The sequence below is a fragment of the Mycoplasma leachii PG50 genome (genome assembly GCF_000183365.1).
GTDB lineage: Bacteria > Bacillota_I > Bacilli_A > Mycoplasmatales > Mycoplasmataceae > Mycoplasma > Mycoplasma leachii.
Genome location: NC_014751.1, coordinates 90453 through 105474, shown reverse-complemented (window position 1 = coordinate 105474; position 15022 = coordinate 90453). Strand labels below are relative to the sequence as shown.

Here is a 15022-nt window from a genome sequence, read left to right as displayed (position 1 = left end):
CAAATTTAATTAAATTGTATAGTAAAAACGATTCTTCAATATAACATTTATAAAAATATATTTATATCAAGAGCAGGACTATTTAAAAATATTTAATAGAAATAACTCTAATAGAATTCTAATTACTTCTAATACTAAATATTGCAATACACAAATATCATTTATATCAATGTTTGATTTAACTAAAAGAGATGGGCTTATATATTCAATACAACAAAAAATATAAAGAAATAAATCTTAAATTTACTCATTTATATTAAGACGATTAGTTAATAATATTCATAGTTTGTACCGAGTCTATAAAATAAAATACAAGAGATTAATAATTTACTAAATTATTTTCCTTTCCTTTTTGCTGCTTGTTCTATTCATTTCCCCATATTTGAATAGCCATCATCTAGAACATAATCATAAAAACCGTCACAGATATCAATAAACCTATATCCATTCACTATTGTATATGGACTTTGAGAAATACTTGTAAGTCTATTTTGGTTTTTTATTCTACCAATGCTAATTCCGATAATGCCATTTTTTCTCTTTATACTTTCTTGTATTTCATATTGTACAAATTTTCTATTTAATGTTTCACTACCAATGAGAACAACTGTAACACTAGCTCCCATTAACTGTTTATCAATTCATTTTTTAATTGCTAACTCATTTTCAAGTTTGGTTTTTTCAAATTCAGCCTTATCTATAAACCCCGCTTTTTTCTTCCCTCTAATAACTCAGCTATTTCTAACTACATTTACCCTTCAAACATCATTATCATAGTGAAAGCTGAAAAAACTTTTCTCGCCATTTTAGTTAAGATCCTTATTATTTAATAAATTAATTGATTCTATAATATTTTCTACAATTTTGTTTATGTTATCTGTAGTTTCACTATTTGCTTTCTCAATAGCATTTTTAATTTCATCAATATCATTTGAATATTCTAAATCAAAAATTTGCTTTGCACTACCACCTGTAATTTTTATAGGAATTGGAATTAACTTTTTTTGATTTGTTAATTGATATTCTTTTATCATTCCTTCTGCGTTATTGTTATCTTTATTTCCAAAAACAAAAATAGCAATACCACATTTTTCTATCATTTGTTCTCTATTTTTTATATAAAGTTCTTCTATATTTGCTTTTGAAATTTTATTTTGTGGAAATGGAGCAACAGTTAAATGATCTGAGATTTTCTTATTATTTTTCAAACAAAACTCTGTTATTCCAGAAAGCAAGAAATCTCCAATTCCTTTACCATATCCATTAACTATGTGATAATTATTTTCTGCTAACTTGTATGCTAATGTATGAAGAAATAATTTGGCATCATTTTCATTTCTAAAACCATCATATTTATCAGCACTACCAGAAATAAAAATTGTTTTTCTTTTGTACATGTCTACAAGAGTTTGTAAAATTTCTGTTATTTCATCATACTCATCAACAAGACAAGTAAATATTCCATAACGTCTTAGATCTTGAATTTGTAAGTTTTGTTTTACAAGCCTATACCCAAAATCCTCGTTTGTTTCGTTTTCTTGCTTACTTACTCGTTTCATTATGCAATAATGTGTTCTTGTATTAGATTCTTGTAATAAGACTCTAAGCCTAGCAATAACATAATTAAAATTAGGATCATTAAAACTAAAGCCAAGAAAAATAAATGTTTTAGTTAGTAAATCACCCTCAAGAACTTGTCTAAAAAGTTTTCTATTATAGTATCCAAATTCTTCATAATCATTTCTAGTTATCACAGCTTCTTCTGGCTTATCAACATCTCCATGTAATTTATACACTATTGCATCAAAGCTTCTATTTGTGATACGCAAGTGTTGATCTGTAGTCTTTACAAATGGATTTTTATTTTGACTTTCCAATCCTTTTTCAATTAATTTATCATAGTTAGTTGTTCAAAATGTAGTTATTGGTAATTGAGCAAGTAGTATATGGTTTTTTGTTGGTATATTCATTTTTGCAAAATTTTCTTTAATTAGTTCATCTATCGAACTTCTAAGCTTTGCATTAGAATAATACTGAGCTAAACTTACTAAATCATTCTCTTTTTCAATATTAAGACCTATATCTAAAGCAGGCTCTTTAAGTAGATTTGATCACATCATAAATCCAGAATCAGCAGAGATTCCAGCGCCAATAAAAGCCGCTAACTCTCTGGATTGAATAGATTTTTTTAATTTTTTTATAAGTCCTTTTTTGTCAATTTCTCCATTCAACATAATAGTTTTACACCTCTTAAATTTATAAAATATCTAATAATAATTTTATATACTAAAGTCGTTTTACTTAAAAGTTAGTTTTTATAATTTAAAAAATCAAAAAACAATCTTATTTGAGAACCTGCTAGAACAACTCATTTATCCTCTCTTTTTATACAATAAGCAGTTAAGATTTGTTTTGTATGCTTATCTTTTTTTACCATTTTAAAATAACTATTTTTATTAGTTTGCTTGTTATCTAATAATAGGTTTAAAGATTCTTGTTTAGTATTTATTTTTCTTGTAAAAATATCAAAACCTATAGATCTAAAAATAGTAATTGTATTATCTAAAAAATCTTCTCAATGTTTTTGATCATATAAAGATATATTCCCTTTACTCCCTGAATTTTCATTTTTTAGACTAATTAATTTATTATCTACTCCATTAATAAAACAATACTCTAAATACTTAAGTTCTGTTGCTCCTAGCAAATTATTTGTACTAGTTAAAATATAAACATAATCAAAGTCTTTTGTTTTTGGTTCTTTAAAATGAGCTAGTACTCTTGTAAGTATTCCTGTGTTATCATTTCTTACATCTGCTTGGCCTATATAAACACTTTTATTTGTAATATCTTGTTTTACTAGAAAATAAATACCAGCAGATTTAAGATCTATTTCATTTTTTACTTGTTCATTATTAATGAAATTTTTTGAAATTTTATATATTACTCCAGTTCAACTTTTATTGACATATTTTATATAATCTGTGCTATCTAAAAGATAGGTATGAAACGTACTTATTGACATATTAACCTCTATTTATAATTTTATCAATTTTAAATATTAACTAAATTAACAAATTTAAAGTCTATTTTTTAGTCTATATTGATTTTAATAAAGCCAAAAACAACTTAAAATTAACAAACACTTGAGAACAGGAAAAGGGTGATTAGTGAATCTAGGTTGGAAAATAATGATGATATTTTAGTTTGTTCATTATAGGTCGGTCTAAAAATCATGTGGTTATATATTTGTTCTAATACCAAATAAGGAACTCCACCAAATTTAGTTAATTTTTCACATTTTGATAAAAAATTATTTAATAAAGTGCAATATAGGAACATTCTATTAACTTCGATGTTTTGCAATATATAAGTGCGTTGATATGCATTATATTTGCCATCTGTTAAGTGTAAATAACCCATATTAGCTCCATTTCCTGCTATAGAAATTCCTGGCCCTTCAAATGCGTATTTATTTATCTTGTAAATTTCGACTCCTGATGTAAAAAAATCATATTTTCCATTATGTTCCATAGCATTAGCATCTAATGAACCACAATTTATAGAACATATTTCTCCCAACTTTTCCTGTTCTCAAGCGTTAGTAAATTCTTTAAATCTAATCTTTGGAAATAACTCATTTTGCTTCATTTTAATTTCCTCCTAGAATTTTAATTAACTCATTAACAGCTCTCATATCACTTTCTTCACCTGTTAGATCTTTTAATAAATCTAATAATTCTTTTTCACTGTTTAAAATTTGATTATTAATATCATCTAATGTATCTTCATATTTTTTAGATAATAATTCAAACTTAGAAACATAACTATCAATTATATCAATTGGTTTTTGTTCAAATGTTTTAATAATATTTTCAAGTCACTTGGTTATTAGTAACTCATAAAATTCATTTTCAGTTAAACTTAAATATTTATTATATGAATCATTTATTAATTGTTTATTAGTTAAATTAAATATTGCTTTAATTTCTTTTTGTTTTTCATATAAGTTAGAAACTTGAACTATTTTATCTTCTAAAGAATCTTGTTCAATAACTTGTTTATATTTTTTAATTGATTTTGCTAATTTTTCTATACCATCTTTAATAATGAATTTTTCTTTTTCAAAATCATAGATTTCGTCAGTTTTATCTTCTTCATCTATTAAACTTAAAACATTTTCAATTTCACTATTTTGTTCTTCTATTTGTTCTTGTTGAACGCTTAAAAAATCATAAATATCTTTAAAATATTTATTTTTAATAAATCTAGGTTCTAAAATAGTTGAATTTCAGTCTTTTACTTCTAAATCCTCAGATTTCTTCTTTTTAGATTCTCAAGTTACTGTTAATTCATCTTTTAATAATTCTAAATGTATGTCTTGTTTAGTTTCATTTTGATTATCATTGTCATTATAGTATTTTGAAATTAATTCTGTGTTTTCTTTAATAACATTAAAATTATTAATAATAATTTGATATAGATCATACTTATCTGTTAGATCTATATCATCTATTTGGTTAAAAATATAGTCAGTAAGTGATTTTTCTAATTCTGTTATATTAATGTTTTTAATATCATCAAGTGATGGTATTAAAGTTTTAAAATGATTTAAAAAGTTAGTTGATAATTGTTTGAATTGATCTATATATTTATTTACATCATCATCTGAATATATAGTATCTCTTATTTGATCTTGATCAATTTTTAAGTCTAAATAGTTATTTTCGTTTAATTTAAATAATTTATCTTTAATGTTTTTAAATACATTAAAAAAGTTGTTGTAATTATCTAATTCTTGTTTACTTATTCCACCAATCATTAGTGAGTGAAGATCATATTGTTCTTGTTTTTTTAAAATTATCAATATATCTTGAAATGTTTAAATTAAAATCATTTTATTTAATTTCATCAAATTTAACAATTCTTGAGAATTTTTCAACTTCAATTCTATTGTTTACAACATCTGCAATTTTTTTAATTTGTGACTGACTGAATTTATTATTTTTTCCTTCTTTTATATAAAGTTGAGAAGCATCAACAAATAAAATATCATTAATTGGTTTTTGTTTTTTTAGAATCATTATAATTGTTGGAATTCCTGTTCCAAAAAACATATTAGAAGGTAGTCCTATAATAGTATCAATTTGGCCTTTTTCAATAAGTTTTTGACGAATTTGTTTTTCTGAATTACCTCTAAATAAAACTCCATGTGGTAAAACAATAGCCATAATACCTTCAGGATCAATATGGTATAAATCATGTAATAAGAAAGCATAATCTGCTTTTGTTTTAGGAGCTATTCCATATTCAACATAACGTGGATCATTAGTATGTTTTTCTGAATTTCATGATTGAGAATAAGGAGGATTAGATACAACTGCATCAACTGTTAAACGCTTATATGTACTTAGGTCTTCATTTTCAAATATAGGTCAATCTTGTTCTAGTGTATCTCCTCTTCTAACATGAATTTCAGAAGGATTAATATTTCTCATTATTAAATTCATTCTAGTTAAGTTAAAAGTTTCTGTTTTAAGCTCTTGAGCATAATAACTAACTGGAGATGAACCTTTATTGTACTTTTTAAATTCATCTCCAATATTTAAAAGTAAAGAACCAGAACCACTTGTTGGATCATAAACACTTATAATAGATCTATTTTTTAAATGATGAGCAACAATTTTAGACATTAAATCAGATACTTCATGTGGAGTGTAAAATTCTCCTGCTTTTTTACCTGCACTAGAAGCAAATTGAGCAATTAAATATTCATAAATAAAGCCTAAAATATCATAATCTTGTTTTACTGTTGGAATTTTATTCATTGTATCTAATAAATTATTAATTGTCTCTTGTTGTTCTTTAGAGTTACTTCCTAATTTATCTAGTGATTTTTCAAAAATAGAAAAAATTCCATTAAATAAAATAGTTGTATTTTTCATTAATACTTGCACTAAAATCATTAAATGCTTCTTGAAAATTTTGAATATTAAAATTATTTTTATTTTTTATTCAAGAACTAAATAAATTTCTATACTCTATAAAATATCCATTTGCATCTATACAACTTTGCTTTATTTCTTGAATTTCTTCAACACTATCTAAAGTTGTATTATTATCAAATTCAAAATTAGAAAAATCAAATTTATTATCTAAGTACTGTAAATCACTTTTTCAAATACCATTAGATAATAGTCAATTTGTTTGCTTTTCACATAAAAATTTATATAAAAGCATTCCTAAAATATAATCTTTATATTCATGTGCTTCTAAATTCTTTCTTAATTTATTAGCTGATTCTCAAATAATAGAACCTAATTTTTGCTTAGTTATTTTATTACCCATCTTTTCTCCTATAAATATTTTTTAAAAATTACGCTGATATATTTGTCACCTAAAATTATAACAATTAGCAAACTACTTATTAATTACTTGCATTTTAATAAACTACTAAAAAGTTATTTATTAATACTTATAACTAAAAACAGTGAACTTATTTGTTCACTGTTTTTTTATTACTTTTTTCTAAATATTTTCTAATAAGTCTTATAAAAGCATACATTTCTTGTTCTTTTAAAAATCTAATTAGTTTATAGTAAGTAACTTTATTTGGTTTAAAATTTATTCTTCCTAGCTTAACATTAGTTAATATTTTAGTGATCTTTTTATTATCAATAATTAGTTGTTTGTTTTCAGAAATAATAGTTTTTAAAGGTTCATTTAATTCATTAATATGGTCTAAAATACTTTCAACATTTTCATACTTATTAATTAAAGCTTCAGCTTGTTTTCTTTTTATATATTTAATTCCTTTAATATTATCTGACTGATCTCCTAAAATAGCTTTAATGTCAGCTACTTGATTTGGTTTACATAAAAAATGTTCATAAACTTCTTTTTCTCTAATAATTTTAGTTTTTTCTTTTTTACTAACATTTGTAATTATAGAAGTTTTTTGATTTACTAATTGGTAAATATCTTTATCGTTTGTTAAAATTTGAACTTCATATCCTAATTTATTAGCTATTTTGCAAATAGAACCAATAATATCATCACCTTCATAATTAGATTTTTCATATCAAGTAATATTTGATGCAATTAAAAAATCTCTAGCAATTTGTAATTGAGGTATTAGGTCGTTTGGGGTTGGTTTTCTTTTTGCTTTATATTCAGGATATATTTGTTTTCTTCAGCAATTATCATCAACATCAAAAGCAACTATAACTGAATGATATTGATTAGAATTAATGAATTTTAAAATATTTGCTACAAAAGAATAAATGGCATTAATAATAATTCCATCTTTATTTTTAGATACTTTTTTTCTTTTTAAAGTACCATAATATCCTTTATGTAGTAAATGATAACCATCAATTAGTAAAATTGGTTTGGTTTCATTTGTAATCATTGTTATTCAATCCTTACTTTTTAATCATATCACTATAATCAAAAAGTTATACTATTATAACTAAATAGAAATTTTATAAAATTGTAAAATAAAAACTACTTTTTAATTATTTTTAAATCAATAATCTTAAAGAAGTTTTGTTCATTTATTTTATTATTAGCTTGAAGTTTATAAACTACATTTAAATTAAATTCTTTACTAATAATTTCTAAATTATTTAAATTAATTCAATGATTAACTAATTTAATATTTTTAATATCAAAACTAATTTGATAAATATAATATGTTTTAATTTCTAAAAACTTAATATTTTTTAAGATCATACTAGCTGCATTATTATAAGTTCTACTTAATACACTAGCTCCTAGTTTTATTCCACCAAAATATCTAGTAACTAAAATTACAATATTAACTAGTTCATTTTTATTAATTACACTAAAAATTGGTTTACCTGCTGTATTTTTTGGTTCATGATCATCATAATAACCACCAATAAGTTTTTGATCATAAATAACATAAGCATAACAATTATGACTAGCATTTAAATCAGAATATTTATTTAAAAATTCTTCTAGTTCTTTTTTTGAATTAATATTTGTAGCTATTGTTTTAAATTTAGAATTTTTAATAATAAATTCATTTTGATAAATTTCTTTGTTAATAGTTTTCATGCTTTATTTTTATAATCTATATAATTAGTTTGCTATATAATTATTATATTGTACAATCTTATTTTCTTGGGAGGATCTAATGGTTTCTGATAGAAGACTGTTAAAAAAATTTGGAAAAATTGCTGATAGAATCATCGCTTTAGAACCACAAATGCGCCAATTAAAAGATGAAGATTTTTTATTAAAAACACAAGAATTTAAACAAATGTTAGAAAATGGAAAATCATTAGATGATATTTTAATTGAAGTTTATGCAGTAGCTAGAGAAGCAGCTAGAAGAGTTTTAGGTTTAAATGCTTATAAAGTGCAATTAATTGGTGGAATTATTTTAAATTCTGGTGATATTGCTGAAATGAGAACTGGTGAAGGTAAAACTTTAACAGGAATTTTTCCTGCTTATTTAAATGCTTTAACTCAAAAAGGTGTTCACATTGTTACAGTTAATGAATATTTATCAAGAAGAGATAGCGAAATTAATGGTAAAGTTTTTGATCTATTAGGAATTAGTGTTGGATTAAATGGATCATCACTATCAAAAGCAGAAAAAAGAGAAGCTTATAGTAAAGATATTACTTATACAACTAATGCTGAACTTGGATTTGATTATCTAAGAGATAATATGGTTAGTGATTATAGTTTAAAAGTACAAAGAAAATTAAATTATTGTATTATAGATGAAGCTGATTCAGTTTTAATAGATGAAGCAAGAACTCCTTTAATTATTTCTGGAGGAACATCAACAAGAATTAATTTATATAAGGCTGCTAATAATTTTGCTTTAAGTTTAAAAGAACATGATGATTTAGACATTGATTTAGAATCAAAACAAGTTTATTTAAATGAACAAGGAATGAAAAAGGCTAATGAATTCTTTTCTTTAAAAAACTTATTTGCTATTGAAAATACTGAGATTTTTCACTTAATTATGAATGCTTTAAAGGCTCAATTTGCATTTAAAGAAGGTGTTGAATATGCAGTTAGAGATAATGAAATTTTATTAATTGATCAATTTACTGGTCGTATAATGCATGGAAGAAGTTATTCAGATGGACTACAACAAGCTTTACAAGCAAAAGAAAATGTTGATATTGAAGAAGAAACTGTAACTTTAGCAACAATTACTTATCAAAATTTTTATAGATTGTATTCAAAAATTGCTGGGATGACTGGAACTGCAAAAACTGAAGAAGAAGAATTTATTAAAATTTATAATACAAGAGTTATTCAAACCCCAACTAACAAACCAGTAATTAGAAAAGATGAACCAGATCTAACATTTGGATCTAAAAATGCTGCTTTAAAAAAACTAGTTGAAGATGTTAAAGAAACTCATCAAAAAGGTGCACCAATTCTGATTGGAACTACTAGTGTTGAATCAAGTGAACAAATTGCAAGATATTTAAAAAAAGCTAATTTAAAATTTGAAACTATTAATGCTAAGAACCACGATAGAGAAGCTGAAATTGTTGCAAAAGCTGGAGAAATTGGAGCAATTACTTTAGCTACTAATATGGCTGGAAGAGGAACTGATATTAAACTTGCAAAAGGTGTATCTGAACTTGGTGGATTACGTGTATTTGGTGTTGAAAGAAACGAAGCAAGAAGAATTGATAATCAATTAAGAGGAAGATCTGGAAGACAAGGTGATCCAGGATTATCAAGATTTTATATTTCTATGGATGACGATCTAATGATGAGATTTACAGCACCAAAAACAAGACAACGTTTTAAAGCTTTAGGTGATGATTATATTAAATCTAAAATGTTTACAAGAGCTGTTACAAATGCTCAAAAAAAACTTGAGGGAATGAATTTTGATCAACGTAAAAACGTATTAGATTATGATAATATTCTAGCTCAACAACGTGAAATTATTTATGCTCAAAGAGATGATATTTTAGAAGCAAATGATTTAAGTATTGTTATTGAAAAAATGCAAATTACCACAGCTTATGAGTTAATTGAAAAACACTCAACTTTAGTTCATGGTGAAAAAACTATTAATAAAAAAGAATTATTAGAAGTAATTGATGGTGTTTTAGTTCCTAAAAATAAATTTAGAATTGATGATTTTAATAATAAAGAAAAAATGGATCTTGCTGTTGAAATTGCTGAAGCTATGATGCAATTATATAAAGCAAGAATTTCAGATATACCTGAAGATGTTGTTATTGGTATGGAAAGAAAGATAATTTTAGATGCTTTTGATAAATATTGAACTAAACATCTAGATATTGCTGGTAAATTAAAAAGTGGAATTTATTTACAACAATATGCTCAAAATAATCCATTAGCTATTTATGTTGAACAAGCAACTGATTTATTTAATAAAATGAAAATTAATATTGCAAATGATGTTGTTGAAAACTTATCAAATGTCATTTTAAAAGTTGTTGAAGATGAAGAAAAACGTGAAGAACGTATTGAAGTTACAGATAAAGATATAGAAGAAATTCTATTAGAAACTGGATTAGAAACTAGCGATATTAATAATAAAGCAATTAATAAACGCTTTGATGAACTAGAAGAAAAATTTAAAGACGATAAACAAAAACTAAAACGTTTAAGAATCCAAAGAGATGTAATGTTAGGTTTAGTTTTAGAATTAGAAAGAAGAGCAGAGATGATAGTTAGTCCTGAAAATGATCAACTAGCTATTACTCAACTAATTAAAGAACTACAAAATGATATTGATATTGCATCAATTACTGTTGAACAAATTCACCAAAATTTTAATAATATGGTTGAAAAAATAAACGATCCAGAAAAACTAAAACATTTAGTTATAGCAAAAGATGTTTTATTACAACTTGTTGCTAGAATGGATGATATTAAAGAACAAGAAAAACAAACCAAAAAAAAGAAAAAGAAAAAACCTCACGATGATGAAACAACTAAAGTTAAAATAGGTTAATAAAAGTGTTATAAATTTTTGTAACACTTTTTTTATTAATAAGCATATAATTTTGTTATTTTCTTTTTTTATAATATTTGATAGTATATTGATATGATTAGAGGTTAAAATGAAAATGCAAAAAAGAACTATTAAAAGCGACATTGTTTTTTATTCAATAATTCTTATTCTTAATTTAATAACTAATTTTATTTATTGAATTACACATGCTTTTAATGTAGTTTATGTTGAAGAGGCAACTAATTTAGATATAATATTAGCTTTAAATTCATCTTCAATTGCTATTTGAGGATTATGAATTTGTACTTTTTATGCTGGTGTATGTTTATATAATGCCTTTATTAGAAAGCAACTATATCAAGCTCAACTATTAGAATTATTCATTATTAGTATGTTAATTTCAACAGGATTAATTTTTATGGGTATATCAATTATTAATAAAACAGCACATATTAGTAATTGATCTGCTTTATTAAGAGTTGTTAATGTGCATTTTTTACTACCAATTAGTATGCTATTATATTTAATATTTTTTAGAACTAATATGATTATTTCTAAAAAAAGTAGACTAATAGGTATGTGAAGAATTTTAGCTGTTGGAATAAGTTATATTAGTTGAATAACTTATAGAACAGCACCAGAAGTTCAAGTTAATTTAATTGACAAACCTTTTTTATACACATCCCTACAACCATCAAATATAGGATGAACAATTTTTATTAGTTTATCTTTTAGTTCATTTGTTTTGTATTTTTTTGTTTATTTATTACTGACTTGAATAAATAATATAATAAATAATAAATATGGAGGTTCAGATGCTAAAACGATTTAAAGAATTTCAAAAACAAAGAAATTTTAAACTTGAACTAATAATTTCATCTTTATTATTATTTTTTGCTATTTCTTGTTTAGCACTTTACTTTATTACTAAATCACTTGGTTTATATCATAAAAAAACATTATCAGCTGATGTAATTTTTTTACAAGATATTACTTTTTTAAGTGAGTGATATGCTGTTTTTGTAATGATTTTTTGTAGTTTAAAAATTTCAAGAATGCTAACAACAAAACAAATTTTTATTTACAAATACACTGAATATAGTTTTACTTCATGATCAATTTTTATTTTCTTATTATATATAGCTGGATTTATAATGGGACAAGCTATTATTAATGATGATAAAGATTTTCCAACTTTATATAGAGCATTAACAATTCATGTAATTATTCCAATAATATGAGTTACTTATTTTAGCTTATTTCCTTTAAATGATCAAAAAACTAAAAAACAAATCTGACTAGGTACATTACAAACTTTTAGTATTTTATGCTTTTATGCTTTATGATTGTTATTAAGATTATTACCAGGAATTAGCTTAGATGATAAAATTTGAGTAAATAAAATTCCTTATTCTTTTATTTCTACATATAATATTGGAATTATTAAATATATGTTGGTTAATATCGGTATATTTGGTGTGTTTATAAGTGGATATATATTCACTTATTATTTAAATAATTTTATCTATAAAAAAATAACAACTAATAAGCAAAAATTAGATAAATCAGAAAAAATTATTACAAAATAATTTTAATAAAAACTTAACGGATTAAAAAAAGTCCGGATTTCGGAATACCGAGCAAAAGAAAAATCTATAGATAAAGAAATACTAGAACTTGAGAGACCAATATCTAAAATTAAAGAATTTATTACTCAATTTAATAAATAAAAAAGCTAAATTAACTAAAAATAAGAAAATGATTTACAAATATTTTTTAAGTAATAAATATTGGAAAAAGTTTTAAAAAAACACTTTACAAACTTTGTATTTATGTTATATTAAAAATGTAGAAATAAGTTAAAATAAGCTTTCTTGATTTTCCTTTTTTCTACAACGTCAATAGGTAAGAACAAAACTCTTTGTTGTAATTAAATACAACAATTTAGAAAATGTTTAATATTTTCCAATAGTATACCCTGTATCTAAAAATACAGGGTTTTTTTACTATTTAAACTATAGTTTTAAAATAAGTTAGATAGGTTTTTAAGGTATAATTATATTATTGTAAAAGAGTTTTTTTAGTGTGGAAAATGGCTGAGAGGGTGGAATAAATGTCACAAGAATATAGTGCAGAATCGATTAAAGTTTTAAAAGGTTTAGAAGCTGTTAGAACACGTCCTGGAATGTATATTGGATCAACTTCAAAAACAGGGTTACATCATTTAGTATGAGAAATTTTAGATAACTCAATTGATGAAGCAATGGCTGGATATGCTGATTTAATTAATGTAACTATAACAAAAGAAAATGAAGTAATTATCCAAGATAATGGAAGAGGAATTCCAGTTGGTATTAATTCAGATACTAAGAAATCTGCATTAAGTTTAGTTTTTACTCAATTGCATGCTGGAGGAAAATTTGATTCAGAGACTTATAAAATTTCTGGTGGTCTTCATGGAGTTGGAGCTAGTGTTGTTAACGCTTTATCTTTATATGTTGAAGTTGAAGTCTATAGAAATAATATTCACTATCATCAATTGTTTAGTGAAGGTGGTACTAAAGAATCAGAGTTACAACAACTAGGTCAGACTGATTTAAGAGGAACAAAAGTTAAATTCAAACCAGATCCTGAAATTTTTAAAGAAACTGTAGTATTTGATTATGAAGTTATTAAAAATAAAGTTAAACAGTTAGCATTTTTAAATAAAGGTTTAAAAATTACTTTAACTGATGAAAGAATTGAAAAAACAGTTGAATACTTATTTTTAAATGGGATCTTAGACTATATTAAAGAAAAAAATGAAACTAAAAATAAAATAAACCCAAATATTTTTTATGTAGATTCAAAATATGAAAACATTGAAGTTGAAATGGCGCTTCAATATAATTCTGATTATCAAGAAAATATCATTACTTTTGTAAATAATATTAACACTCATGAGGGTGGAACTCATGAGGATGGTTTAAAACAAGCTCTAATTAGAGATATTAATAGATATGCTGATACAGTAATAAAAAATAACAAAACTCCTTCTAAATTCTCTTGAGATGATATTAAAGAAGGAATGATGTGTATTTTATCAGTTAGACATACAGATCCACAATATGAAGGTCAAACTAAAACTAAACTTTCAAACCCTGATGCTAAAGAAGCAGTTAATATAATCATTGGAAATGCTTTTGAAGAGTTTCTATTAAAATCACCAGAAGACGCTAAAGCTATTTTAGATAAAAATGTTAATGCTCAAAAAGCAAGAATTGCAGCTCAAAGAGCAAGAGAAGAAACTAGAAGAAAATCTGCACTAGATTCATTTTCATTACCAGGTAAATTAGCAGATTGTGAAACCAAAGATTCAAATATAGCTGAACTTTATTTAGTGGAGGGGGATTCAGCTGGTGGTAGTGCTAAAACTGGAAGAAATAGAAAATTTCAAGCTATTTTACCTTTAAGAGGTAAAGTATTAAATGTTGAAAGAGTAACTGAAGCTAGAGCTTTTTCGAATAATGAAATTAAATCAATTGTTACAGCTGTTGGTACTGGAATAAAAGAAGAATTAGATTTATCTAAACTAAGGTATAAAAAAATAGTAATTATGACTGATGCTGATGTTGATGGTGCTCACATTAGAACATTACTACTAACATTCTTTTATAGATATATGAAGCCACTTGTTGCTAATGGTCATATTTATATAGCTCAACCTCCTTTATATAAAATTGAAGCAGGTAAAAAAATAGCTTATGCATATACTGATAATCAATTAGATGAACTAAAAAATAATGAATTTAATAATTTAAAGTACACAATTCAACGCTATAAAGGACTTGGAGAAATGGATCCGCTACAACTATGAGAAACAACAATGGATCCACAACAAAGAACTATGTTACAAATTTCGCTTGAAGATGCTACTTTAGCAAATGAAGTATTTTCAGATTTAATGGGTGAAGATCCTGAATTAAGAAAAATTTATATTCAAGATAATGCTAAATTTGTTGAAAATATAGACTTTTAGAAAGGTAG

At 24.2% G+C, this 15022-nt stretch carries 12 protein-coding genes and 1 pseudogene; 4 read left to right on the top strand and 9 right to left on the bottom strand.

Annotation, left to right across the window (positions count from 1 at the left end; translation table 4 throughout):
- Nucleotides 1–335 precede the first annotated feature (335 nt).
- The 9 genes and pseudogenes from MSB_RS00450 to MSB_RS00420 form a co-directional block, all read right to left on the bottom strand.
- Nucleotides 336–779, bottom strand: a pseudogene (locus tag MSB_RS00450) (TIR domain-containing protein); the annotation flags it as partial.
- Nucleotides 780–806: 27 nt separating this feature from the next.
- Nucleotides 807–2234 (bottom strand): SIR2 family protein, encoded by a 1428-nt coding sequence (locus MSB_RS00445; protein ID WP_013447413.1) that lies wholly within the window; start codon nt 2232–2234, stop codon nt 807–809.
- Nucleotides 2235–2308: 74 nt separating this feature from the next.
- On the bottom strand, nt 2309–3025 hold the full coding sequence (locus tag MSB_RS00440; RefSeq protein ID WP_013447412.1) for a GIY-YIG nuclease family protein: 717 nt from the start codon (nt 3023–3025) through the stop codon (nt 2309–2311).
- Nucleotides 3026–3135: 110 nt separating this feature from the next.
- A complete protein-coding gene (locus MSB_RS00435) occupies nt 3136–3651 on the bottom strand; it encodes a restriction endonuclease subunit S (RefSeq protein ID WP_013447411.1) in 516 nt (171 codons plus the stop codon).
- A gap of 1 nt (nt 3652) precedes the next feature.
- Nucleotides 3653–4867: a hypothetical protein gene (locus MSB_RS05380; protein ID WP_013447410.1), complete on the bottom strand. Its 1215-nt coding sequence runs from the start codon at nt 4865–4867 to the stop codon at nt 3653–3655.
- Nucleotides 4868–4898: 31 nt separating this feature from the next.
- Nucleotides 4899–5966 (bottom strand): type I restriction-modification system subunit M, encoded by a 1068-nt coding sequence (locus MSB_RS05375; protein ID WP_013447409.1) that lies wholly within the window; start codon nt 5964–5966, stop codon nt 4899–4901.
- On the bottom strand, nt 5920–6348 hold the full coding sequence (locus tag MSB_RS05370) for a type I restriction-modification system subunit M N-terminal domain-containing protein (RefSeq protein ID WP_013447408.1): 429 nt from the start codon (nt 6346–6348) through the stop codon (nt 5920–5922). The genes MSB_RS05375 and MSB_RS05370 overlap by 47 nt, the downstream gene beginning before the upstream one ends.
- A gap of 148 nt (nt 6349–6496) precedes the next feature.
- Entirely contained in the window at nt 6497–7411 is a 915-nt protein-coding gene (locus MSB_RS00425) for a 5'-3' exonuclease (RefSeq protein ID WP_013447407.1), read from the bottom strand.
- Nucleotides 7412–7506: 95 nt separating this feature from the next.
- Nucleotides 7507–8082, bottom strand: a complete 576-nt coding sequence (locus MSB_RS00420) for an IMPACT family protein (RefSeq protein WP_013447406.1) — start codon at nt 8080–8082, stop codon at nt 7507–7509.
- A gap of 79 nt (nt 8083–8161) precedes the next feature.
- Here MSB_RS00420 and secA point away from each other — a divergent pair, with 79 nt between their 5' ends.
- The 4 genes from secA to gyrB all read left to right on the top strand — a co-directional run bounded on the left by secA (nt 8162) and on the right by gyrB (nt 15014).
- Entirely contained in the window at nt 8162–10996 is a 2835-nt protein-coding gene (secA, locus tag MSB_RS00415) for a preprotein translocase subunit SecA (protein WP_013447405.1), read from the top strand.
- 109 nt (nt 10997–11105) lie between these two features.
- Complete coding sequence (locus MSB_RS00410; protein WP_014584329.1) at nt 11106–11828, top strand: hypothetical protein; 723 nt, start codon at nt 11106–11108, stop codon at nt 11826–11828.
- Entirely contained in the window at nt 11812–12585 is a 774-nt protein-coding gene (locus MSB_RS00405; protein ID WP_013447403.1) for a hypothetical protein, read from the top strand. The genes MSB_RS00410 and MSB_RS00405 overlap by 17 nt, the downstream gene beginning before the upstream one ends.
- Before the next feature lie 524 nt (nt 12586–13109).
- Entirely contained in the window at nt 13110–15014 is a 1905-nt protein-coding gene (gyrB, locus tag MSB_RS00400) for a DNA topoisomerase (ATP-hydrolyzing) subunit B (protein WP_013447402.1), read from the top strand.
- Nucleotides 15015–15022 lie beyond the last annotated feature (8 nt).